The sequence below is a fragment of the Bombilactobacillus apium genome, assembly GCF_013385145.1.
Taxonomy (GTDB): domain Bacteria; phylum Bacillota; class Bacilli; order Lactobacillales; family Lactobacillaceae; genus Bombilactobacillus; species Bombilactobacillus apium.
The window spans coordinates 1-26149 of sequence record NZ_JABZEC010000006.1 but is presented as its reverse complement, the minus strand read 5'-3'; the positions used below and the strand labels follow the sequence as shown (position 1 = coordinate 26149).

General features: G+C 36.7%; 15 protein-coding genes, 8 tRNA genes and 1 CRISPR repeat array. Of the genes, 4 read left to right on the top strand and 19 right to left on the bottom strand.

Annotated elements, in window-relative coordinates:
* Positions 1-16 precede the first annotated feature (16 nt).
* From cas9 to HU830_RS06835, 6 genes are all read right to left on the bottom strand, one after another.
* Complete coding sequence (cas9, locus tag HU830_RS06860; protein WP_176943034.1) at positions 17-3406, bottom strand: type II CRISPR RNA-guided endonuclease Cas9; 3390 nt, start codon at positions 3404-3406, stop codon at positions 17-19.
* A gap of 671 nt (positions 3407-4077) precedes the next feature.
* Positions 4078-4971: direct repeats of the CRISPR family, unit length 36 nt; unit sequence GTTTTACCATTACTAAATCTTTAAGAGTACAAAAAC.
* Between the two features lie 19 nt (positions 4972-4990).
* Positions 4991-6016: a CRISPR-associated protein Csn2-St gene (csn2-St, locus tag HU830_RS06855; RefSeq protein ID WP_176943033.1), complete on the bottom strand. Its 1026-nt coding sequence runs from the start codon at positions 6014-6016 to the stop codon at positions 4991-4993.
* Entirely contained in the window at positions 6013-6336 is a 324-nt protein-coding gene (cas2, locus tag HU830_RS06850; RefSeq protein WP_324196342.1) for a CRISPR-associated endonuclease Cas2, read from the bottom strand. Before cas2 ends, csn2-St begins: the two co-directional genes overlap by 4 nt.
* A 1-nt stretch (position 6337) precedes the next feature.
* Entirely contained in the window at positions 6338-7249 is a 912-nt protein-coding gene (cas1, locus tag HU830_RS06845) for a type II CRISPR-associated endonuclease Cas1 (RefSeq protein WP_324196341.1), read from the bottom strand.
* A gap of 632 nt (positions 7250-7881) precedes the next feature.
* Complete coding sequence (locus HU830_RS06840) at positions 7882-9345, bottom strand: hypothetical protein (protein WP_176943031.1); 1464 nt, start codon at positions 9343-9345, stop codon at positions 7882-7884.
* Between the two features lie 254 nt (positions 9346-9599).
* Positions 9600-9670, bottom strand: a tRNA-Gly gene (locus tag HU830_RS06835).
* A gap of 85 nt (positions 9671-9755) precedes the next feature.
* Between HU830_RS06835 and HU830_RS06830 the strand changes: the two genes are divergently transcribed.
* Together HU830_RS06830 and HU830_RS06825 are read left to right on the top strand one after the other, a co-directional pair.
* The gene (locus HU830_RS06830) at positions 9756-10592 is read left to right on the top strand and encodes a YitT family protein (protein WP_176943030.1); all 837 of its coding nucleotides are present in this window, start codon (positions 9756-9758) and stop codon (positions 10590-10592) included.
* A gap of 335 nt (positions 10593-10927) precedes the next feature.
* Positions 10928-12130 (top strand): glycosyltransferase family 2 protein, encoded by a 1203-nt coding sequence (locus HU830_RS06825; protein WP_228765869.1) that lies wholly within the window; start codon positions 10928-10930, stop codon positions 12128-12130.
* Positions 12131-12411: 281 nt separating this feature from the next.
* Here HU830_RS06825 and HU830_RS06820 read toward each other — a convergent pair whose 3' ends face one another.
* Positions 12412-13263: an NAD(P)H-hydrate dehydratase gene (locus HU830_RS06820; RefSeq protein ID WP_176943029.1), complete on the bottom strand. Its 852-nt coding sequence runs from the start codon at positions 13261-13263 to the stop codon at positions 12412-12414.
* A 60-nt stretch (positions 13264-13323) separates the two neighbouring features.
* On the opposite strand from HU830_RS06820, the gene HU830_RS06815 reads away from it, so the two are divergent.
* A tRNA-Leu gene (locus tag HU830_RS06815) sits at positions 13324-13407 on the top strand.
* Positions 13408-14633: 1226 nt separating this feature from the next.
* On the opposite strand, the gene HU830_RS06810 is transcribed toward HU830_RS06815, so the two are convergent.
* From HU830_RS06810 to HU830_RS06785, 6 genes are all read right to left on the bottom strand, one after another.
* Positions 14634-16295 (bottom strand): putative polysaccharide biosynthesis protein, encoded by a 1662-nt coding sequence (locus HU830_RS06810; protein WP_176943028.1) that lies wholly within the window; start codon positions 16293-16295, stop codon positions 14634-14636.
* A 32-nt stretch (positions 16296-16327) separates the two neighbouring features.
* Positions 16328-18748, bottom strand: coding sequence for a leucine--tRNA ligase (gene leuS / locus HU830_RS06805; protein WP_176943027.1), 2421 nt, complete (start codon positions 18746-18748; stop codon positions 16328-16330).
* Positions 18749-19047: 299 nt separating this feature from the next.
* Entirely contained in the window at positions 19048-20313 is a 1266-nt protein-coding gene (locus HU830_RS06800; protein WP_176943026.1) for a glycoside hydrolase family 73 protein, read from the bottom strand.
* 441 nt (positions 20314-20754) lie between these two features.
* On the bottom strand, positions 20755-22242 hold the full coding sequence (locus HU830_RS06795) for an MDR family MFS transporter (protein WP_176943025.1): 1488 nt from the start codon (positions 22240-22242) through the stop codon (positions 20755-20757).
* Positions 22243-22251: 9 nt separating this feature from the next.
* Entirely contained in the window at positions 22252-23448 is a 1197-nt protein-coding gene (gene metK / locus HU830_RS06790; RefSeq protein ID WP_176943024.1) for a methionine adenosyltransferase, read from the bottom strand.
* Positions 23449-23574: 126 nt separating this feature from the next.
* Complete coding sequence (locus tag HU830_RS06785) at positions 23575-24744, bottom strand: SAM-dependent methyltransferase (protein ID WP_176943023.1); 1170 nt, start codon at positions 24742-24744, stop codon at positions 23575-23577.
* A 105-nt stretch (positions 24745-24849) separates the two neighbouring features.
* On the opposite strand from HU830_RS06785, the gene HU830_RS06780 reads away from it, so the two are divergent.
* Positions 24850-25509, top strand: coding sequence for a hypothetical protein (locus HU830_RS06780; RefSeq protein ID WP_176943022.1), 660 nt, complete (start codon positions 24850-24852; stop codon positions 25507-25509).
* 67 nt (positions 25510-25576) lie between these two features.
* Here the strand turns inward: HU830_RS06780 and HU830_RS06775 are convergent.
* The 6 genes from HU830_RS06775 to HU830_RS06750 all read right to left on the bottom strand — a co-directional run bounded on the left by HU830_RS06775 (position 25577) and on the right by HU830_RS06750 (position 26099).
* A tRNA-Val gene (locus HU830_RS06775) sits at positions 25577-25649 on the bottom strand.
* A gap of 6 nt (positions 25650-25655) precedes the next feature.
* Positions 25656-25727 (bottom strand) — tRNA-Glu (locus tag HU830_RS06770).
* 39 nt (positions 25728-25766) lie between these two features.
* Positions 25767-25839, bottom strand: a tRNA-Val gene (locus HU830_RS06765).
* Between the two features lie 6 nt (positions 25840-25845).
* Positions 25846-25917, bottom strand: a tRNA-Glu gene (locus HU830_RS06760).
* Between the two features lie 10 nt (positions 25918-25927).
* Positions 25928-26017, bottom strand: a tRNA-Ser gene (locus HU830_RS06755).
* Positions 26018-26026: 9 nt separating this feature from the next.
* Positions 26027-26099, bottom strand: a tRNA-Asn gene (locus HU830_RS06750).
* Between the last annotated feature and the right edge of the window lie 50 nt (positions 26100-26149).

Genomic DNA, 26149 nt, shown 5'->3' with positions numbered 1-26149 from the left:
ACCACATTCGCCTAATTTAGTCAATAATATCTTTAGGTGCTGGGCCTTCTTGTATCGAGCAGAACGGTTTGCCCAATATGTCCGTACTAATTTTCCAGATCTTACATCCCTTGGGGACTAAGGGTTTTTGAATTTGCTTTTCTTTTTTAACTTTTCCGTATACTGGAATCTCATCTTTTTGATTCACATATGCATCTAAAGGCTTGAGTTCTGTATATCCTTTTTGGCTAGGCTTAGTTCGTGACCAAAAACGCATTTCAATCATTTCTCCCGTATCTGGATTTGCAACCTTAATTCGATCATTGCGAAAGAGAGAAAACTTAAACTCTGAATTATCACTGACACCTTCTTGTTTTTTAATTTGCTGGTAATTTTTCCTAGTAATGCCACAGTGTTGAGTATCTTTAATAAACTCTAGATCAGAATATTTAAGTCCCATGATTTCATAATTCCGGGTATCTGGATTCCAATAGACATCGGTTCGCCAAGGATTTAAAGATAACAAGACGACCTTCTTATTACGGGCACTTGTGGGCGTAATATCAATATTACTTCCTAGTTTCTTATAGTAATACTTAAGATTTCGAATCAACGGTCCATTGTTATGCTTGGCATATTTACGAACACAACCATGCTCACGCCGATACAATTCAAAGGGGCTGATCTTCTTTTGCTTAACCTGATTCGCATTATCCACTACTTCTTGTGAGTCCGGATAATTTTCAACTATTTCAACTAATCTTTGAAAACTTCGGGGATCTATTTGGGCCAAAAGAAATTGCTGGGGATCCTTCTTATAAACCTTCTGGAAATCTTCATAGCCTTTGACTGTATACAAATCATCAGTTTTTCTCAATAAATAATCTGTAGGATGCTTATCTTTCCCCAGTTGAGTTGATCGCACTGAATAAATCGTATCCTTGCTGACTCTTCGATTCATCTTTTTATCAACTTGATGAGAAAATTTGATTTTGGGCTCAATCTTCTGTAATTGAGTGACAAAATTGTTATATGGTTCTGCTAGTAAATCATGAGCAAAATCCTGATCATCGAGCAGTTCTCCTGTTTCAATATCAATCGTGCGCTCACCCACTTTAACCGGAAAGATAGTTCGCCCTTTCTTCCAGACACGTAAAAATGGCGTCACAGCGATAATTGAAGCATCAACCGCATGATGATGAAAAGTCTCACGACTTTTATTCAAGTGCCAATGTTTACGCATATTGGAGGTAAACTTACCCCGAATTACCGTGACCTTAGTTGGTTTCTCTCGCCCGCGAAAGAAATCCTGTAAGCTATTTAAAACTACTCGAGAAGCATAACGCGTATCAACCAAATTACGAGAAATAAAACGTTTCCTCACCTCAATATCCTGGACATTTTCATCGAACAATAAATTTTTCTTCTGGATCTTGGACAACCTGTTACTCCGATTAACTTGGGCCTTAAATTCTGCCCAGCCTTGGCCACCGCCATCGGTCATAAATTCATAAGGCGTCTTTTGGCCTTTTTGGTCATTCATGGCTTTAAAGCAGAGAGTTTTATTATTAAGACTATCATCATAAGAAATCGACTGTGGGATGATATGATCAATATCAAAGTTGCCTGAGTTAGAGAGAATATCTTCGGGCAACATGTTTTGGCCGCTGTATAGACATTTTCCGTCTTGAAGATACCAAAGCCGAATTTGGGTCATTAATTTCCCATTTAGACGATTTTTCACAGCCTGCCGATCACCAAGAGCATTAATAAAGGCTTCTAGAGCCTTATCTTTAGTTTTAGCATTATCTGCTTGAAATTTTTTAATTTGTTTCTTCTCATCTTCAGCATTATCATCCCGCGGCATCTCAATTACTATATCTTCAATTTCTCCATACTTTTTCAATACTGCATTCACAATCTTTAAGGCCTCACGAACTGCTTTTGAAGCGACTGGATTAAATATATCTGCCGCAATTTGTTTATAAGGCAAATATTTATAATCTTGGTAATGCTTATGTTCCGGATGAACTAATCCCATTTCTGTTAATAAGGTCATTTGTTCCTTTGGCTGTTGCAACATCTCGGGAATTAGTCGCCGCATCGTTTTTAAAGAAAAACGATGCCATTTGTTATTGCTAGTAATATCAAAACTATGCTTCTGATCAATTAGGATTTGAATAGTCTCATCGGTTAAAAAAGCGTACTTGGGCTGTAAATCAGTCACCAAGCGCCGTCGGATTTCTCCATCTTCCGTATTTAGGGTCATAATAAAACTTAGCTGATCATAAAAATCATTTGGCCAACCATTAATATCAACCCCCAAGGGGACTAAGGTTCGATGAACTTTTCGGTAATTATCCATCGAGCTAAATTCTGGCTTATCTGTTTTCGGATTGAGACGATAACCGCGAATATCTTCTGTCTGACAATGGGCGACCTTTTTAATTAAAGTCATCATGGAAGTAGCTTTCGTAGAACTCCGCAAACTATCAATTATCTTTTGTTTGTCTGCCGGAGGCATCTTACCATCTTCATAAGTAGCGATAGTTAAGTTATTAAGATCATTGAGGACATTAAATAACTGGGCCGTATAGGAAACGGCTGCCGCCCGCAATTGATCTTTATAGATTGAATCATGCCCAATCAATTCTTCAAATAAGTTATTTAAAGTCTGGCCGCTTGTCTTATAAATCCCGTAATCAGTCCGAGATTTCTCTGATCCAGGGCCGACGAAGTAATTTCTTTTTCGACGCAAGATATCCAAATACTGTTTCTCAAATTCAGTTGTTAAAACGGTGGGATAATATTGTCGTTGACACTGAATAATCATTTGTGCTTCACGAATATAAGCACCATTAGGGAAAACATTTAGTAAAGGAATTTCAGAACCACCACGATCAATTCGTCCCCGAACTTGACCATATTTTTGTAAACGGGCCAATTGAATTTGCGCTGGAGTTTGGTCTTGAAGAGCCTTTTGATTTACCTGTAAACTAGCAGAATAATCATTATCGTTATCTTCATCATCGGCATCAGCTAAGGCATAACTAATTCCGCGACGTTTTACGAGATGGTACAGGGCATTAGCCAATTGTTCCATAGTTAATTTTTGCGTTAGTCCTTGGACTCTCAGTTGATATGGATCCCAATTATTACGAAATGTTTTTGCAAAATCCTCTTCGGAAAAGTCTTTGATAAGTCCAACTTGATAAAGTAATCTAGCGGCATCTATTCGCCGCTGACGCTGCCGACGTAGTAATCGACGACTTCCTCGACGGTCACGCCGAGTTTGGTTTTCTTCCGCAACAGTGGCATTAAACAATCTCGAGCCTAATTCTAGAATCTTTCCATTTTCAATATTCAAAACACTGAAACCTACTGATGCTACCCCAATATCCAGTCCCAAACTAATTCGTTCATTCATGATGATCCCCCCTATAATATTTAATTTAGATATCATAATTTTACCACGAATAGTAAATTCAAAAAGTTCTGTACATAGCAGAATGGCTATCTACACTGAATGATCGTAATTTTTAATAAAATAGCAAAAATATTCTAGCAGTATAATATACAAATACAACCAAAGGATTCAAATATCTACACTTATTTGCAGCCAATTCTAGTGCTTTTTTCAATATCATCGCTTCTTCTTTTTCCTTCTTTTTCCTTCTTTTTCCTTCTTTTTCCTTCTTTTAAATATCACTTTTTTAAAGAATGGTATCATAAACTCAGAACATCGTCAAAAAAATGAGTTACTTCTTGTATACAATGAAACACTAAGCTAGAATTATAGAGAAAGAGTGATATTTGTTTCTGTACTCTTAAAGATTTAGCAATGGTAGAAGAAAAGACTTAATAAAAGAGGTGGGTTGCGATTTCGTCAAATCGTAATCCACCTCTTTTATTATTAAACTTAAACCGAATCATATTGATAATGATAAACTCTATAAGAATACAGAACTCATTTTTTATTTTTATCATGGTAAATTACAAATTTAATCTGAACAAGTTCCAAAGATCTCAATGCGGTTTGATATTGGTGAATCTTTAAAAGTACAAAAGTTCCCATCTAAAGACAATCTTACCCAAGGAGTTTTACCATTACTAAATCTTTAAGAGTACAAAAACTTTCGGGCTAAATAGCAACTAGCACTACTTGTTTTACCATTACTAAATCTTTAAGAGTACAAAAACTAGTCACCCTAGTGGGACGGACAATAATGTGTTTTACCATTACTAAATCTTTAAGAGTACAAAAACTTTCGGGCTAAATAGCAACTAGCACTACTTGTTTTACCATTACTAAATCTTTAAGAGTACAAAAACTATCCAGCTCAACTATCCCAACAATATTGAGTTTTACCATTACTAAATCTTTAAGAGTACAAAAACGTAATTTCTCTCTTCAGCAAAGCATAATCAGTTTTACCATTACTAAATCTTTAAGAGTACAAAAACAAAATTAATTGTTGATAGTCGAGAACAAAAGTTTTACCATTACTAAATCTTTAAGAGTACAAAAACTTAAGACATTCCATTGGATTATTAGAATAAGTTTTACCATTACTAAATCTTTAAGAGTACAAAAACCTCGGGCACGGATATTAATGAGGATAGTATGTTTTACCATTACTAAATCTTTAAGAGTACAAAAACTTTCGTCCATTCACAACAAAAGTATTGGCAGTTTTACCATTACTAAATCTTTAAGAGTACAAAAACTGTTCTAGTGAGACTTATCAATTGGCTTCAGTTTTACCATTACTAAATCTTTAAGAGTACAAAAACTGTTCTAGTGAGACTTATCAATTGGCTTCAGTTTTACCATTACTAAATCTTTAAGAGTACAAAAACTGGAAAATCGCGCGTGTATATGTAAATCAAGTTTTACCATTACTAAATCTTTAAGAGTACAAAAACGTAACTACTACCCTCAAAGTCTATACTCATGTTTTACCATTACTAAATCTTTAAGAGTACAAAAACCTCAAATTTCCCAAATAGATTACTGGGAGTGTAAAAATTGGGTTTCTGCACTGGTTAATGAATCATCTTGAAGGTCAATTGACGTCTCAACTCCCAACAAGTCACTCATTAACTTTAATAATACCAGATCCCGATTCCGCAAGTAAACGGAATTCTTCGTTCCAACTAATGGCAAAACTCGCTGCAATGAAGAATTTAACTCGGCTAAACTCCAAGTACAGCCACTAGGGTAGTGTAGCTCTAACGACTGTCGTAAAACAGAGGCTGGTGGCAATTGGGTAAAAAGTTTATTTACCAAAACTACTTTTTCCCAATCATCCGGCTCAAAAGATAAATTATTTAAATTTGCCGCTAAATATAAAACTTTCAAATTACTTACTTGGGTTAAACGCTGTAATTTTTCCAATAATAGTCGCTGTTGCTGGGGAGCCAAGTAACTTTCCAAATTATAAAGTACCAACCAAGTTGGCTGCGCCCTATTTTGGATTTGGACCTGTAATAATTTTAAATATTCGTCCAACAATTCTTCGGTACTCATAAATTCAAGTGGTAATTCTTGTTTTTGCTCCCAATACTTAAGCAACAAATTATTCTTTAACAGATCAAGATAATTTAAATCTTTGAAATCTAGTTGAAGATTATTTGACATTCGATTCAAATCTTGCTGCAAATATAAACTTAAACGATCCAGTTCTGTATTTAAACGTTCAATTTGTTCCACAACCTGCGCATCATTCTGCAGAGAATTCAGCCAATTAAATAATAAAGCTGGCTTATGATAGATCATCTGTTGGTAAATATCATTTCGACTGTGGATAAAATAAAACAGTTGTTGTTTGGGCTTAATTGCTTCTCCCTCTAGCCGTAATTCAATCCCATTTTCACCGTAACTGTCAGTTACAGGAGCAGTCACCTTGGCATTGTAATAATATAAACTCCGATATAATTGCCAAATTCGCGTCGTATTCGGTCCAATAATATATAAAATATCTTCTAAATCAACATCTAAAAATTGGCTATTCTCATATTCAATTTCTAGTCTCATATCGTCACCAAAGTTTTGCTGCCAACCAAAACTTCCTGATAACTTCGATGACCGACCAATACTTGCATATCCGCAAATTGTTTCTCACTCACAGCCAGCAGACGTACTTCCCCTCCTTGAGGTAAGAAAGATTGCAAGGCATGTTGATAGCGCTTTCCTGCCGAACGATTCGGTAACGTTCGATAATAGATCGAATACTGTAACATGGTAAAGCCATTTTTAATCAATTCTTTTCGAAAAATTCGGTATTGTCGCTTATCCGAACTAGTTTCCATAGGTAGATCAAACATACATAATAAACGCATACTTTGATATTTCACCTTACTCCTCCACAAAATTAGCCAACGTTATCGGCAAAATCAAGCTTGGGTCACCAACTTCACTGGCTTCGACAAAAGATTGGACATAAGTTTCGATTGCATGAGCTACGGTTTGTTTTTTCCCCACTAAACGCAACTTTTGATTCATAAAATCAATAATCTTCAGGCGAGCTTCATAGCTAAGATAATCCGTTTGTGATAAAATTTCTTGATCAATCCAACAATCAATTAGTGGACGAAAAGGTTCCATCAAATCATCCGCCAAGTTAAAGCTATTAAACTCATTATGATGAAAAATTCCTAGCATTGTGATCAGCCCGTTCCCAACTAAAACCCGAGCTAGATGTGACCGAATAATTGCATAACCAAAATTCATCGCCGAATTAGCCAAATTTTCTTGATCTCGCGTAAAATCCAGACCATATAAAGAATCAAAATAAACTTTAGCTACCAAACCTTCCCGATTAGTCCGATCACCAATCGTCATTCCAGCGGCCAAATCCTGCATCAACTCAATTCGCTCTGGTTCTACTCCTTTCCATTGCGCAAAACTAATTTGATTTTGAATTTTTTGCGATACCACATTTTGCCATAAAAGACCTTTAATTTCTTTTGACCATTGAGCCTGAGCCATGACTCTTTTAGCCGAATGATGATATTGTCCATAAGGAAGATACATTCCCGTAGGCAAATACTTCTCATCACAAATCACCAAGGCAATATTATTTTTACTCAGGGCTGTCAATAAACGCGTGGTTAAGCGCGTGCGATTTCCCTCTAAAACAATCATCGTAATATCAGACAATGGAATATAAACTTTCCGTTCTAATTTAATAATCTCTAAATTATCTAACTTGAGACGCAGAAGATCGCCCTCTTTAACATGGACCAAACGCCAACTCAAATCAATCACCCTCCCGAGAAAACGCTTTTAGTATAATAAAACGATTTCAATTATGCAAATCTCCCCATAAAAAAACGAGCTTTGTCTAGTCACAAAACTCGCTATTAAAATCAAATAGAAATTGAAGCCATCGTAATCGCGCTGCTTATCTCCACCTGATTTTAAATTAATATATTGATATGCAAAGAAACTGCCTGTGAACAGGATTTAAATCGAGAATCTCCAGTTTTGTAATGATACTTTTATTTTCACCTCCTAATTAGCACTAGCTTCAAAGACATAGCTCCAGCGAAAAACCAGCATGCTACTTTTGACTACCAAACCTGAAGTCGATAAATTATTTAATCTATATTACTGGCAGTAACGAATTCTTTTCCGGGGGGTATTTCCCCCTGTACCTGTATTCTATGCCATAGCTATTGAAGTCGACTTTTACTAAGAAGTCCCTATTATCACGCAAAATACAAATTATTTTTTAATATTATCGACTTATAATTGACGCCTAAGTTCAACCATCCCGTATTTTAATAATTACCCATATTACTAATCTTAGGTGCCTTTAGAGACAACAAAAGACTATCTTTTTAAAATTACGTATTAAAAAGGTAGTCTTTACTTAAATAAAGTTCAATTATTTATAGTTATAGTCGTTTAGCCTGCATTGCTTCTAAAAACGCCATTTGCAGAACCTTCTCTCCTTGAACTGATAATTGTTGATTCGCCGGACAATAAATAATTCTTTGTTGTAAATTATATGACCAATCCTGATAGTAACCACTTAAAATTAAAATTAAATCCGGCTCTTGGCTAGCAAAATTTAATTTATAGAAACGCGAAAATTGTTCCTGGAGTCGTTGTTGAAAACCTAATTCATCGAGAAGTGATTCCGTACCTTGAATTTTTAAGCACAAAACCTCCTTCACCAATGGACGAATTTGAATTAAGTTCAATAATTTAGAATAGGTGCCTACAAGATTTCTGGTTTGTGCTCCAACTAAATCGGGAAATTTCTCTTGGATATCTTGGACTAGGTCAACCGCTAATTGTTGATTTCTCTCTGAGAACACCAGCTGGCGAGAATCAGTTCTCTTTTCTTTTGCCTTTGCCGAAAGTAAAAAACTAAAGTAAGTACTAATTACTAAAATCTGGATCTTAGTTTCTGAGAATGGTCGAATTGCAACCTCCTGCAGACGATTTTGGACAAAGTTTAAGAACGATTGTAAAGGATTAGGGAAACCCTGAATCACATAGAGAGCCTGTCGACCAATACAAGTTTGGAACAAATAATCTGTAGCTAGTAAAATTACAATAAAATAGTTTTCTTCGGTAAAGGGTAAGTCTAGTTCAGAAAAATTAAAAACTCTTTCCTTCAATAACTCGATTAAGGGAAAGTTAGCTTGAATTTGGGAGCTAAGCTTAACCAGATATCCTCGATCAATTCTTAAGAACTGTACCGCTAAGGCCAACTTAGTTTTATAAAATTTATTTTGTTGGAACTCTAAACCGAATCCCCGAAAACAAGCAGTTAACAAAGATTCAACCTTAGCCTGAGGAATAGTTAATTCTTCGGGCCATTTTTGATAGGAATAAGCCTCAGCCAAATAGTTAGTCGCTAAAATTCTAGTTAGCGATTCATCGCCATAAACTTGAATATAATTATTATGCGAGACAACTTGAAGCTGATAGTGCATAAAGAAACGTTTTAAAAGTGCAAATTTCCGCTTAAAAGTATTATCTGTTAAAAAATTAGCGGCGATAAATTGACGCCGATTAACCTTTTCTCCTAAGAGAATCCGTTTTCCTAAATTAACCATTAAACATTGATTGATAAAAGAACTTTTTAAATAACAGTACTGTGGTGAAGATCCCAATTGCCAGCTAATTTCATGATAAGAATTAAGCTTTAATTGAACTTTCTCTAAATGTAAATTTTGAATTCGCTGCTGAATACTACGCAAATAATTGAGCGTACTAGGAATTGAATAGGCAACTTGATTGGAAAAGTCGATCAAATTGGTTCGTTTTTTTAAACCTTGAAGCTGATTTAAGACTCGGATGATTCTCTTAATCTCTGGATCATATAAACTGAATAGCAATTCATCCATAAATTCTCATAACTTTCTGCTAGTTCCATAATTTGAAATAAATATTTTTTCAATAACTATTTATGAGCACCCAGTTTAGATGAGTCTGAACAACTTGAAAAGATAAATTATTTTTAGTATTTATCAAAAAAATGTTCCTTGACTTTTTTAAAATTACGTAGTGTATCAAAAGGATTTACTGATTTCTTACTAATAGCTAAAAATAAAAAAGGTCTAGTACTCGTTAAAGAGTACTAGACGCAATTTAGACTTTAAGCGGATGACGAGAATCGAACTCGCGACGCCAGCTTGGGAAGCTGAAGTTTTACCACTAAACTACATCCGCAATACTTGATACATTATACACCTTTCTCCAGATAAATGTCGATTTTTTTTGAAATTTCTGTCATAATTAAACTATGCAGAAAATAATGAACACCTCATCCTTTAAGAATCTCACTCGACTCATCGAAATTTTAATCGGTTTGGAACTGATTGCTTTAAGTGTTTCCATGTTTTTTGAACCGCACGCGATTGCCGCAGGTGGTGCTACTGGGATTGCTATTTTAGTGCAAGAACTATTTAAGCTTCCTCTAGCTGTCACCCTCTTAATTTTTAATATCTTCATGTTAATCCTAGCTTTAATCTTTCTTGACCGCGTGGCAACTGCAAAAATTACCTTTGGCAGTTTTGTTCTTCCTATTTTTTTGGCTCTTACTCCCAATACAATGATTATTAAAAATCCTCTTTTATCGGATATTATTGGTAGTATCTTATTTGGCCTAGGACTTTCCATGCTTTATCGCGTTGGTTCTTCATCTGGTGGAACCACCGTCCCACCGATGATTTTAAATAAACTATTTCATATTCGAAATGCCAATAGTTTATTCGCTATTGATGGGATTGTTTGCCTAGGGAATATCTTCGTTTCCGGATTCGAACAATTCTTTTTAGCTCTTTTATCAGTCGGAATTTCTACTATTGTCCTAAATTATATTCAAACAGGGCTCGACAAGAAACTTGTTGTTTATATTATGAGTGAAACTCAGATGGAAGCCATTAAAAAAGCTCTGGATAAACAGATTGATACTGGAAGCACGGTTTTCGATGTTCGTGGCGGTCATTCTAATCGTCCTAAAGAAATGCTTATGCTAGTTACAGAAACCCAAGAATACCGTAACATTTTAAATATTATTTATAAGATTGACCAAAATGCTTTTATTCTTACCGATAGTGTTGCTGAAGTTCATAATGGCAGTTTTTATTAATAGATAATTAAAAAAACGATAACTTAATTATTTTAACATTAATTAACCGAAGCAACAAAAAATGCCGGTCTTAAATGTGAATTTACTTTACTTTCCAATACTTTCGCCTCTAACTTGTTTATTTTATGTAAATAGAAGGAGGTGAAGGTATTTTTTTCTTCTCCGAAATTCAAGATTACTTTAGTCGGAGATCAAGACCGATTAATATCAGTATCCATTGAATCTAATTCTTAAATTGACTTTCCAACTCTAATTTCTACAGCTAACATCAAAATTTTTTTAATTTATGGCTATTTCAAAGCCAATTAATTCTCTGAAATAAGGAGTTGGAATAAATGTTACAACAGTTTATTGTCTTCTATCCGGTAGGTATGTCTCTCCTTTGGTTATTTGGGGCCATTTATAGTAATCATCAATTACAAAATACCTCTCAAGCCGATGCAAATTCGGTCCAGCCATCCGTGGAAATATTTATGTCTTGCTTTAATGAAGCAAAAATTCTGGAACGAAGTGTCGATTATCTAGAGAAATTAAACTACAATAATTATAAATTAATTTTAATTAACGATAAAAGTACTGATAATACTTTAGAGATCATGCAGCAATTAGCACAAACATATAGCAATATTATTATTCTAGCTTTAAAAACAAACCACGGTAAAGCTAATGCTATGAACGTAGCCTTAAAACATTGCCAGTCCGACTATATTCTCTGCGTTGATGCTGATTCCTTAATTGATCCGGATGCATTACTCTATTTAACCCAAACCATTACCGCTGACCCTAAGATAGCGGCAGTCACAGGACGGCCTTTGGTTCATAATGTTTCAAGTATTATCGGTAAATTACAATATATGGAATACGCTCTTAACATTGACTTTATCAAACGTTCCCAATCTTTTTTTGTTAATAAAATTAATACCGTTTCTGGTGTCCTAACTATCTATGATGTTCTAGCTTTACGGGAATTAGGGGGTTGGAGTTCAGAGGCAATGACCGAAGATATTGATGCAACTTGGCAATTTTACGATCATCATCGTAGCTGCGGTTATGATCCTCGAGCACTCTGCCATATTTATGTCCCCGAAAGTATTCGTGGCTTTATTAAACAACGAATTCGTTGGGCTCGAGGGAGTGCTGAAGTTTTGAAAAAACACTTTTCCTTGATTCCCCGTATGCGTGGTGGTCAACGTTTCTTAGCTCTAGATATGATTGTCAGCGACTTATGGATTGTTAGTGTTTTATATTCTTTCGTTTCAATTTCTTTCATGGCTGTGAGTCTGAAAAATCTATTTTTCAATATTAATATTATTATCATTTACTTTATCTTAACCCTGATCTTTTACATCACTTCTAAAGTTATTAATCGTAATAATCCCAAAATTAAGTTTCCACCTTACTGTGCTTTGTATATTGTTATTTTCTTCTATGCCTATTGGCTCAATAATATTGTCATTACTATTTCCGCACTTTATCACATTAACGATACCGTTAAGTTTGCTGCTTGGGGCAGTTCAGACAGGGGGAAAATCAATTGATAAAACTCAAACAAGCTTTCAAAATAGCAAGCTTAATTTTTCTAAATATTCTCCAAATTGGACTCTTATTTGTCTTTTTCACTTTTATCAGTAAAAATCAAAATGAAGCTTTGAATAATATTGCCTATACTCTCGGATGTAATCTAGAAGATTTGGGTAAACAAATTAAATCCATCATTGTAACAATCATCCTAATTAATTTTTGGGCATTATTCCGGATTCTTATTCAACGATTTCAAAATCTTCACCGACAGCATCAGCTAAAATTCAAATCATAAACGTTAATCCCGTTGGGCGAATTTTTGCATTCCCCACGGGATTTTTTGAATTACTTGGGTCGGTAAAACTACGTAGCTTGTTAACGCTAATTGTTCAGCTAACCAACTATGCAAATAAACGGCAGCAGCAGCTGTTGCCCAGTGATGCTCAAACTGAGCTGTAAAGCCGGCTAAAATCCCAGTTAACGTGTCTCCCATTCCTCCGGTTGCCATTGCTGGAGTTCCTAGGGTATTAATGTAAATTGCTGCTCGTTGGCTAAGATATAGATGGGTTGGCGCTCCCTTCAAAACTAAAATCGTCTGATCATTGCTAAAAGAATCTAGCGCTCGCTGGTTTGCAGACGCTGTTTGTTGATTAATCTTTAAGCCCGTCAATCGCTGCCATTCAACAGGATGAGGCGTTAACACCACCGAAGCAGCGCATTGGCTCAATACTTGTGGCTTCTCGGCCAATAAGGTAAAGGCGGTAGCATCAATAATCAGCTGCTGCTGTGGCTGAGCCTGGAGGATCAGTTTCTGGATCAAATTACGACTCGCGGCTGTTGCTGCTAACCCCGGTCCCACGGCAAGAACATCCACTTGAGTGGCCATTTTCAATACTTGCTGGGGTTGATCCAAATCTAAAACCATGGCTTCTGGGATTCGCGTATGAACTGCATTAAAGTTTACCCTCGCTGTTGCTAAAGTTACCAATCCGGCTCCTGTATAAACACAGGCCATCGTACTTAAAATTGCTGCTCCCGTCAATTCTGCACTTCCAGCTACCAATAATACCTTTCCAAAAGTTCCCTTGTGCGATTTTAAAGGTCGCCGGGTAATCACCCGAGTCAAAATATTTTCGGTTAATTTTTCCATAATTTTCCACTTCTTTAGTTACTTTTTTTAGTGATCTTTGATATAATGTTAATCTGTAAAGCCGTTGTGGCGGAATTGGCAGACGCGCAGCGTTCAGGTCGCTGTATGGGTTTCCATGTGCAGGTTCGACTCCTGTCAACGGCATTATAACCCCGTTTTAACCAAGATTCAACCAATTGGTCTATTCAAAGGAATACTGTTAAATCAGTATTCCTTTTCTTTTAGCCTATACCAAAGCTAGTGAAATTATACCACACAAGGACCACACATTTTTGTTCTACCACACAGAAACCACACAGAAAATTTTACAATCTATACCTGTTTATTACTCTTTTACCTATGTATTTTATATAATAAGATATGTAAGCTGTTGTACTTAATTAGAAAGCAGAATGGCTTAAACAGGAGTTTCAAGTCAATGAATAAAAATAACATTAAGACACCCATTATTCTTTCACTAATAGCAACTATTATACTTGTTTTTATACTAATTATATTATCGAGGTTTGGCATTATAAAATTTAAAAATGAAATTAGAATATCTGATACTATAAGCATTTTAAGCGTAATTATAGTCTTTTCAGGTTTTTATATAACCTATCGAATAACTAATATAAATCAGCAAACTTTAGAAAGCCAACAAGCATCTAAGATTTCTTGTTAGTTAGGAAATAGGATTTATAAGCAAAAGAAAGAACTTAATCGTTATGATAATATGCCAATGGTAGCAGTTCTTCAAAATATATCTGACTCACCAGTTTATAAAATATATATTTTTTCTGTTAGTAATAGGTCTAGTGATAACTTATTAAATATGAACTTAATATCAAATTATACTGTGTATATAGATATTCTACCTCTAGGGAAATCAAGATACCTCTTTACGCAGGAGGTTCAGCTGCTGGTGGAGAGAGAGCTAGTATAGCGATGGTCTTTGTAGATTCCAATTCTAATTACTGGTTTAAAAGTCCACATGATCTTTTAAAAAAATAACAGAAAAAAAATTAATGGATAGCTTATATAAATTGGGTGTATCTCTTCCAATTTTTCCAATTGAACCAGAATATGATAATTAATCTATGTAGTCCTCCCTATTTGGGAGGATTTTTTCCCTAAAAAATAAAACTTCCTACCCAGAAATCAATCTGGACTAAACAATTTTCAAATTTAATTTTTTCCACCTGCAATAGGATCAATAATAGGATCAATTCTTTAGATCGTCTGATCAAATTACTTCACTTCTAACAGATATATCGATCTGATTCTCCTAACCGTACTAAAAAACAGCAAACTGAAAATTTTGATTCTTTCAGTTTGCTGTTTTTTTATTATCTATAATCATGAAACTTAATACTATTGCGGTTTTACTGCTATTTAATTTTGAGTTTCTGGCGGAGACCAGCCATCCGCCCCCCGATAATTTTTTCAGCCAAGCGAGTCTTAAGAATCAGATAACCGTAAATCATAATTCCCAAAACCACTTCGATAATTAGCCACAGGACAGATAAATAGCGATTCTCTGGATTAATCCAAAGATAACCTAGCCAATTAACCAAGCTGATGCCAATTAACATAACTAAGGATAGACAAAAGATTCCGCAGCTCCGATTAATTGTTGAATCAGCTTGAAAACCAAAGTTATGACAGAGTAAGCGAATCATCAACCAACAAGCAACTCCCATCCCAATGGCAGTTGCCATCAATGGTCCGTAAACATTTAAAAGACCCACTAAAGGATACTGGAGAATCATTTTCACAATTAAACCAATAAAGAAATACTTAATCGCCGCTTTATTCTCATAAAGTCCTTGTAAGACCGCAGCTAAGACTGTAAACAATCCCAGCAAAATTGCAACGATCGAACTAAACTGCAAAATATAGATACCCAATTTATCATAACGATAAAACAAAATATAGAGAGGTTTAGCGACCGCATACATCCCCAAAGAAGCAGGGATCATCACAAGTAAAAATAACTGAATGGTATTGGCAATCTGGGAGCGAATTTCATCACGATCATTTTGCGAAAAGGCTGCCGATAGTAAAGGAACCGCCGTAACCGCCATCGCTGCTGCTAAGGAAATAGTGATCATGATTAATTTATTGGCATTAAAAGCGAACAAGGCATACAAGGAATCCAAGACATTTTTACTCAAAGGCCAAAAAGTATGCATCATTCCATTAAACGTCGCTTGATCAAAAATTTGGAAAGTTACAATTCCCGAATCTAGGATGATAAATGGTAAAGCTTGGGCCCAAATTTCTTTTAGAAAATTTTGCTCTTCACGGTTTTCTACGACTTTGCTCTGCCGCGACAGCTTTCGTAAACGCGGTAATTGACGTAAAAAGTACCACATCAAGACTCCCAAACTAAAGAGTGCGCCGATGAAAGCGGCAAAAGTTGACTGGACCACGGCGCTAACATAACTTCCGTGTTGCACCTGCATGATTAAATACGTTGCTCCCAACATATAGACAACCCGAGCTACCTGCTCCACAAATTGCGAAATAGCCGATGGAGCCATCTGAGAGTAACCTTGAAAATAGCCGCGAATAATACTAATTAGGGGAATAACTAGTAAGGCCCAGGCTAAAGCCTTAAGGACCGGAACAACCTGTTGATCACCACCAACAAAAATATTTGCAATAATTGGGGCCCCAAAATACATAATTGCTGCTGAACCTAAACCGGTCCAGAACATAATTTTTAGCCCTTGGCGAAATAAACGATTCCCGGTCGAATACTCATTTAAAGAATTATAATGAGCAATCTGCTTGGAAATAGCCCCGGGAATCCCCGCCGTAGAAACAACTAAAAACCAACTATATAAATTATAGCCTTTCATATAAAGAGAATTAGCTAGACTAGCGGTGACAATGGTTCCCAACCACATATTCCAAGGGATAATATAGATGGCTCCCAAGATCCGGGAAAAAATACTCCCTGCTGTCATCCAAACTGAACCCTTAATCAACGACGTTTTACTCGTTGGCCGTTTCAAATCAGAAGTTCCGTCCTCGTTACCTTGCATTGCTTGGTTCCTTTCTAACGATTTCACAGCCCCTATTTGACAACAAAGTTCACGATTTTATCAGGAACTACAATTGTCTTCACGATTTCCTTATCTTTCAAGAATAGCTGGACTCGTTCTTGTTTGAGAGCTATTTGAGCAAGCTCATCTTGACTAGTACCTACTGGGACTTTTACTTTATCGCGTAATTTACCATTTACTTGCAAAATGATCTCTGCTTCATCAGCTACTAAATCGGCAGCATCATAAGTCGGCCAACTAGCGTAGGTAATTGACTCAGAGTGACCTAACTTCTGCCACAACTCTTCCATCATGTGCGGCACAATTGGGGCCAACATTTTTACTAAACCTTCCGCATATTGGTGCGGGAAATAATCAGCCTTATTGACCGCATTAGAGAAAATCATCATTTGCGAAATGGCCGTATTAAACTGTAATTTTTGGAAATGATCAGTAACTTTCTTGACCGTTTCACCATAGACTTGCTTCAATTCTGGATTGTCTCGATCAACGATAAAATCACTTCGAAGAGTATTGTCATCATCATTATTGATATAGAGCCGCCAAATTCTTTCTAAGAAACGATAGGAACCAGCTAAGCCCTCTTCACTCCAAGAGATCGAAGCATCTAATGGTCCCATGAACATTTCATACAGTCGTAAGGTATCAGCCCCATACTCTTCAACAACATCATCTGGATTAACGACATTTCCTTTTGATTTCGACATTTTTTCATGGTTCCCGCCGAGAATCATCCCCTGATTAAAGAGCTTTTGGAATGGTTCAGGAGTAGGCACAACACCTAGATCGTACAAGAATTTATGCCAGAACCGGGCATACAGTAAATGCAAAACCGCGTGTTCTGCTCCCCCAATATACAAATCAACTGGCGACCATTTTTTTAACTTCTCAAAGTCAGCCAGAGCTTGGTCATTATGCGGATCGACAAAGCGTAAGAAATACCAAGAGCTCCCAGCCCATTGCGGCATAGTATTGGTTTCACGACGGCCCTTGCGGCCGTTTTCATCCACGACATTAACCCAATCAGTTAGATTAGCTAAGGGACTTTCTACTGTTCCAGAAGGCTTAATATCAGTTTCTGCCGGTAATTGTAGAGGTAATTCTGATTCGGGAACTAGACTAGTTGTCCCGTCTTCCCAATGAATAACCGGAATCGGTTCGCCCCAATAACGTTGGCGAGAAAACACCCAGTCCCGTAAACGATAATTAGTTTGTTTCTTGCCGATTTGACGTTCAGCAATTACTGCAAAAGCTTTTTCGATAGCCGCTTTATTGTCCAAGCCATCTAAAAATTCTGAATTAATATGTTTTCCATTTGCGACAAAAGGTAATTCTTCATTTGTTGAACTTTTGATGACAGGTTTAATTTTTAAGCCAAATTTCTTCGCGAAAGCATAATCCCGTTCATCGTGAGCCGGAACCGCCATAATTGCTCCAGTTCCATAACTAGCCAAAACATAATCCGAAATCCAGATAGGAACTTTTTCACCGTTGAAGGGATTAATTGCGTAAGCACCCGTGAAAACGCCGGTCTTATCCTTATTTAAATCTGTCCGAGCTAAGTCACTCTTGTGGGCAGCTTCTTCTTGATAAGCCACAACTGCAGCTTTTTGTTCTGGGGTTACGATTTGGTTAACCAATTCTTTTTCGGGAGCCATAACCATATAGGTAATTCCAAAAACTGTATCTGGACGAGTGGTAAAAATTTCAAAACTGGCATCCTGATCGGCAACTTGAAATTTAATCTTAGCCCCATAAGAACGACCAATCCAATTTCGTTGCATTTCTTTAATACTTTCGGGCCAATCAACCAAATCCAAATCATCAATTAAGCGGTCTGCATAAGCGGTAATTTTAAGCATCCACTGACGCATTGGTTTTCGGTAAACCGGGAATCCTCCCCGTTCTGTAACCCCATTAATAATCTCTTCATTAGCAACGACTGTTCCTAAGTCAGGGCTCCAGTTAACCGGGATTTTAGCTTCATACGCCAAGCCCTTTTTATAAAGTTGCTCAAAAATCCATTGCGTCCATTTGTAATAATTCGGATCAGTAGTATTAATTTCCCGATCCCAATCATAGGAAAAGCCCAAAGAATTAATTTGACGTTTAAAAGTATTGATGTTTGTTTGGGTAAAATCACGTGGATTATTTCCGGTTTTAATCGCATATTGTTCTGCCGGTAATCCAAAAGCATCCCAGCCCATTGGATGTAAAACATTATAACCTTGCATCCGCTTCATCCGCGCAATGATATCCGTAGCCGTATAACCTTCAGGATGGCCGACATGCAGTCCTTTCCCAGAAGGATAAGGAAACATATCCAAAGCATAGTAATTCTTTTTCTGGGGATCATTGGTTGTCTTAAAAGTCTTATGTTCTGCCCAATAAGCCTGCCACTTTTTCTCGATTACATTATGGTTATAGCTCATAAAATTCCTCCTAAATAAAAAGTCCCATTGCTTTAACTTGCAATAGGACGAAATTACCGCGGTACCACCTAGGTTCACCATTAAATTAATGGCGCACTTACGTAGTTAACGATACCCCGGAAAAGTGATTATTCTATAATATGTTGAAGAAAATAAGTTCATTGTCGTCCCTTATGGATTTTCAGCCATGATCCACTCTCTAAAAAGGGGTAAACAACTACTACTTTATCTTCACCTAACTAATAGTTATGACGATATTATAATTTAAGATCCAAGTCGGTGCAAGTTTTGATTTTTAATTAGTTACCACTGATCTTATATAAGGAATTAACAGCCGCCTTTTTTCCAGTCGCTGAGGAGCTATTAAGGGAATCCGTAACTTTATAGAGTGGAGAAATGGATTCTAGCTCGGTTTGAGGCTGAAGTGGTCCATCTTCAGTTACCGGCTTATTTTCAGCTTCTGCTTGAGGTTTAGTTTCCACCTTTGAGGAGTTGGAGTTATCCTGTCCACTAGGCTTATTGACAGATTGCCCGTTTTGTTGGGGTTCTGTCGGCTGTTGAGTCTGCGGTTTATCAGGAGTTGGTTTTACAACTGGCTGCTGTGGTTGTGGCGTCGGTTGAGGATTTGCCACTTGTTGTTTAGCGGAAGAATTTGCATCTTCACCTTTCCTATCTGAATTGTTAACTGAAGCTGAGATCGTCTTCTGATATTGTTCATCTTCATGAACTAACTTAGCCGTCGTCTCATCCACTACCGGACTAGTTGTCACCTTCGTATCTGGATCAGCTGTTGCACTATCGTGACGACTGAAGTCATTTTGAACAATAATTGGTGCCTGAAGATTTTGATAAGCATCCTGCGACTTACTATTCTTAGCTTCTACCTTATAAAGTGCTGGCTGGGCCTTAGTCTGATCATTAGCTTGAACATTAACAACCACTGGATCAACATCACTCGGAGCTTGATCAAAACGAGTTAAATTAAAACGTTCAATAATACTATTTAATTTTTGATTATAGGTCGTATCGGTCGCATAGCGACCGGTTAAAAATTGGGTTGCAACTTTATAACTATCGGCATTATGTCGCCAAACACCAGAATAAGTACGACCATTACTTCTAATTAAACGAACATAGTCTTCTAGAGACTCCTTATATGAAGGATACTTTCTAAAATTAGACTTAATTGTGTATAAACTACCAGAACCATTATCTTCTTGAGTACTGAAATTCACGGCTGATCCTTGATATGAGCCCTTGATCCCAAAAAGATTATAATTAGGAGCTTGTGCTAAAGAACTAGTTCCCCAGCCACTTTCCAATAAAGCCTGCGCTACCATCACCGAAGCATATAAACCATTGTTATTAGCTAGTTTTTGGGCAGACAAACCTAAATAATTTAAGAAAGCCGCATCCCCATAACCATTAGAAGTTACAATACTGTTAGGATCATTAGTTTTATCCACAGTAATTGCCGGCTGATGATCTACGTCATCAGCTTTCACAGTTGTTGACATATTAAATAAGACACAACTTGCGAATAAACCGGCACCAATTGTCCCCATTAGCTTTAAATTTTCTATTCTTCGGCTTGATTTACTCAAAAATTTCTTTTCGACGCTTAAAAATAAAGGATCCGACACATGTACCAAAAATATTCATCCCCCAAACTATAGTTATATAGATTATTCTCACAATTAAAAATATACTCACTTTTCAGAACAAATCAAGTAAATAACTGAATTTAAATCACTTTATACGAACAACAAACTTTTCCTGCTCTTTTTCAATTTCAATTCAATCTATACAATATATTCTATCCCAATATTCTATCTCAAATTACCCCTAATCTTCAATTATTATCGCTAGAAACATTGCAAATAATTCTTTGCGCTTAAATAATTAAGAGAAATCAGCATCTACAACTTAAACTTAGGAACATAAATACCCCAGCAAGATTAAAAATTTAACCTTTTCTGGGGTATAAAAGACTTTTCAAAAATGAATTAGTCCCGTTGGTATTCCGCTAATAATCTTTGACTATGCCGATCCAACAGATTGATCACAAAAGTCGCCACCAAGACTATAAATCCAACTAAGAAAATTGCATGAAGTCCTTGATAAACAATCCCGCGAGCAATTCGCAAATAATCTTGCGGTAACTGGCCTGCCGTTGCTGGATTAATCATTTGATTCAACATAGCCATCGTTAAATGAGGATGACTTTGAACTCCCTGACTCAAATTCACATTCATCACAATTCCCAAAATAGAAATCATTAAGGTCTGACCTAAATTACGTGCCAAAGTATTAAAACTCGTGGCCGTTCCAATTGCCGTTTTATCAACAACACTTTGCGCAGTGACTGTTGAAGTCGTAATTGAAACCCCAAAACCAAAACCATAAATAGCAGAGATGCATAAGAAAACTAAAAATGGAGTATTCAATGGTAAGAATAAGTAGACTAAGCAGGCTGTTAACAAGAACATTAAAGCAATACTAGTAATCTTATGTGGTGGGTATTTAGCCACCCATTTTCCTGAAATGAAAGAACCAATTAGCCAAACCACGGAACTAGGAGTAATCGCAAATCCTCCCATGGCTGGATTCAGACCCAAAACACTTTGCATCCAAATTGGCAAATAAGTTTCCAGACCAATCAAGAAACCAGAAATCAACAAAATATCGAGATTCTGAATTACGAAAGTCCGATTTGAAAATAAGTGTAGCGGTAAAATTGGATCAGACTGCTTTTTTTCAACTCGTAGTAAGAACCAAAGTGCGATCCCTGCAATTGCTAATAAAAATACACTTTGTGGCCAATTGCGCAGATTGCTGAGATTTTGCAGACCAAGCATCAAACAAACTAACATTGCCGTTAAGAGACTAATTCCGCCATAATCAATTGAAGTCTGACGAACCGTTAATCGTTCCTGTAAGAAGACCTGAATCAGTAAAATTGTAATAATCCCGATGGGAATATTAATCACAAAGATCCAATGCCAACTTAATTGTTCAACAATGAATCCTCCCAATAAGGGAGCCACAATTGAAGCAATTCCCCAAGCAGATCCGTTTAAGCCAATCATTCCCGCTCTTTTTTCCAGCGGATAAATATCAGCTAGCACCGTATAAGTTAAGGGTTGAATTGCTCCGGCCCCTAAACCTTGAATAAAGCGGGCGCCAATTAGCTGTCCCATTGATTGAGAAATTCCACAAAGGAAAGATCCGATTACAAAGATCAACAAACCTAGATTTAACAAACGCTTGCGACCATAACGATCAGACAGCTTTCCATAAATAGGGGTCGTCACTGCTCCCATCAATAAATAAATGGAAAAAACCCAGTTCATAATCTTTAGTCCGTGCAAATCACCAACAATTGTTGGCATTGCTGTCGAAACAATCGTTCCTTCTACGGCAGTCATAAAAGTAGCAATAAAAACCGCAATAGTGACTAATTTAACGTTAGTTTGTTTCCGTGCCCGGTTCATTTATCAAACCTACTTTGCTATGGTTTCTTTTAATTGTTCTGCTTTATCAGTCTTTTCCCACGGTAAGTCAATATCTACGCGGCCAAAATGACCGTAAGCAGCTGTCTGTTGATAGATTGGTCGCTTCAAGTCTAGCATCTTAATAATTCCCGCTGGACGTAAGTCAAAGTTAGCTCGAATAGCAGCAATGATTTGATCATCGCGATAGTTACTGCTGCCAAAGGTATTAACGGCAATTGAAACTGGTTCTGCAACTCCAATTGCATAAGCTAATTGAATCTCAATTTGCTGGGCAATTCCTGCTGCAACTACATTCTTAGCTACATAACGAGCGGCATAACTAGCAGAGCGATCAACCTTTGTGGCATCTTTTCCGGAAAAAGCACCTCCACCATGATGAGCAAACCCACCATAGGTATCAACAATAATCTTGCGTCCAGTTAATCCAGTATCGCTGCTAGGTCCTCCCAGCACAAATCTGCCCGTTGGGTTAATTAAAAATTTAGTATCTGCATCTAATAACTGTTCTGGAATAACTTGCTTAATTACATGTTCAATAATATCTTGTTTTAAATCTTCTAAATCAACATCAGGATCATGTTGGCTACTCAAAACCACAGTATCTACTCTCAATGGTTTCCAGTTATCGTCATACTCCACCGTAACTTGAGCCTTAGAATCTGGACGTAAATAAGTTAATTCCCGATTCTTACGCACTTTAGTTACTTTATAAGTTAATTTATGAGCCAGTAAAATTGGCAAGGGCATCATTTCAGGATTTTCATTAGTCGCATAACCAAACATTAATCCTTGATCACCAGCACCAATTTGCGCTGCAGGATCATCACTAGCTCCTGTTTTTTGTTCAAGTGCTTCATCAACACCCAAAGCGATATCCGGTGACTGTTGGTCCAATGCCACAATAACGGCACAAGTATCCGCATCAAAACCATAAGCTGAATCAGTATAGCCTATTTGGCGAATTTTATTGCGCACAATCTGTTGAATATCCACATATGCTGTGGTGCTAATTTCACCAGCGACCAACACTAAACCTGTGGTCACGGTTGTCTCACAAGCTACGCGAGCTTGTGGATCCTTCTCCAAAATGGCATCCAAAATGGCATCACTAATTTGGTCTGCCATTTTATCCGGATGACCTTCAGAAACCGATTCTGAAGTAAAAAAATGTCTTTCTTGATTCATATTTATTTCCCCCTACATATTATATTCGGTTACAGGTAACATTAAATGCCCATCAGGAATTATTTAACTTATCTATCCTATCATAAAAAGCAACAAATCGATATCCTAATTTTTAACTTCTACTAATTAGTACATATAGTCACGTGTTAAAGGTAAACCTTGCCCTGAAGGGCCCTTGGTTAAAAGATATTGCACAACATCAATATTTCCCGAAGCAAAAGAAGCAGCACAACCCTGCAAATATAAATCCCACATTCGGGTAAAACGTTCATCCATCATAGCTGTCACTTCTGGAAGATGTTTTTGGAAGTTTTGCTCCCAGATCTCCAAGGTCTTTTGATAATGGCGGCGTAACATTTCTAGATCACCGATTTGTAAGTTAGCGTGTAAAACATTATCAATATTTTCACTTAATCCGGGAATATAGCCACCTGGGAAAATCCATTTATCAATCCAAGCGTTTAAGGCCCCAACACCTTGGCGAGTAATTCCATGAATCAAAGCTACTCCATTGGGCTTCATGAAGTTAGCAATATCTTGGAAATATCCTGGAAGGTTTTCTTGTCCTACATGCTCAAACATACCTACAGAAACCACATAGTCCCACTGGCGCCCCTCTAATTCACGATAGTCAGTCAAGATAACTTCTGCAACATCAGTTAAACCCAGATCCTGAATTTTTTGAGTTACATATTTATACTGTTCCGAGCTTAAAGTAATCCCTGTTACTTTTAAGCCGTATTCCTTGGCAGCAGTTAACATCAAAGTTCCCCAACCACAACCAATATCAACTAAAGTTTGTCCTGGTTGAGAATTCAATTTTTGTAAAATATGGTGGACTTTATCAATCTGAGCTTGTTTTAAATCTTCATTACCTTTAGTGAAATAAGCACAGGAATAAGTCATCGTCTCATCTAACCATAACTTATAAAAATCATTTCCTAAATCATAATGGTCCTGAATATATTCTTGATTTTTACTTTCGGTATGCTTTCTTGTCGGCATAATCCGTTTAAGTTTCTTATTGTAGAGAAAACTATCTTTGTTACGATAAGCTGCTAAAATTAACTGTTCAATACTACCCTCAATTTCAATTTTTTTATCCATGTAAGCTTCCCCAAGGGCTAAAGAAGCATTATTCATGATTTTCTTAATCGGAATTGCTTCATGAAAAGTAATATGAATTTCTGGATCTCCCTGACCGTACTGCTCTGTTTTTTGATCCCAATAAGTTACTGCAATTGGGATATCGAAAGAATTTTTTAACAGTTCTTTATAGAATGTTTTTTCTAACATAACTTAGCCTCTTTTAAAAATTTACGATCTCTTATAGAAATACTTCAATCACTCGGCCTTCTAGGATACAATATAAGCATTAAACTAAAAAGGCTGCGATATTTAATGAAATTAGGACAACCCCTGTTTAAATTGGGAATTTTTTGTAGTAGTATTGCCATCTATCCTTGGCTATTAAGTTTAAAATATCCTGCTATTTGGGATCGCAATGTCACTTTAACACTAATCATGATTTTTTTGCTTGGTTTTTATAACGAAATAATCGCCCCCTTGCATCCTAATAAATACTTCAATTTAATCTATACTCTCTTAGCCATGCTGGTTTTAATTTTTCTAAAGACTAAGATGATTAATTACCATTTAGTAATCCTTTTAATTTGCCAACTAGGATTAATCTTTCTAGCTAAAAATCGACCCTTTACTCCGATCATTCAGCAGTTGATCATTCCCGTTTTCACTACGTTACCCTTAATTTACACAATTTTTCACTTTCTATCTTACAAATTCGTCATGATGATCTTAGCTATCAATACTGTTATTCTCAGTCTAATCCTCGTCAAAAGAATCATTTTAGGAGTATTCTGTCCAACCTTAATTTTAGGAGCTCTATTCCTATTAGAATATGTTTCTTTTAATAACCTTTTGATTAGTATCTTCTTGATTATGATTATTCGAATTACTCAACATTATAAACCTAATATTTTTCAACAATCTGCTTGGTTCAATTTCATCAGAATTCTTCTTTCCCTAGCCCTACTACTCTAAAGTAAGGCTAGTTATTTTAATTTCAAATAAAAAAAGCCCCTAAGGGCTTAAAAAGTGATGATACATATGGAAGTTACAGGGCTCGAACCTGTGACCCTCTGCTTGTAAGGCAGACGCTCTCCCAACTGAGCTAAACTTCCAAAATATGACCCGTACGGGATTTGAACCCATGTTACCGCCGTGAAAGGGCGGTGTCTTAACCACTTGACCAACGGGTCAGTCTCATAAAAAATAAAGATTAGAACTAGGTGAAACAATGGAAGTTACAGGGCTCGAACCTGTGACCCTCTGCTTGTAAGGCAGACGCTCTCCCAACTGAGCTAAACTTCCAAAATATGACCCGTACGGGATTTGAACCCATGTTACCGCCGTGAAAGGGCGGTGTCTTAACCACTTGACCAACGGGTCAGTCAAATAACGGAGAGTAAGGGATTTGAACCCTTGATACAGAAATAATCCGTATACATGATTTCCAATCATGCTCCTTCAGCCACTCGGACAACTCTCCAAAACAAAACTCCGGTTGTCAGACTCGAACTGACGACACCCTGATTAACAGTCAGATGCTCTACCAACTGAGCTAAACCGGAATTACAACAGCGTGGCAACGACCAATCCTCGCAGGTAGTTTCCCACCAAC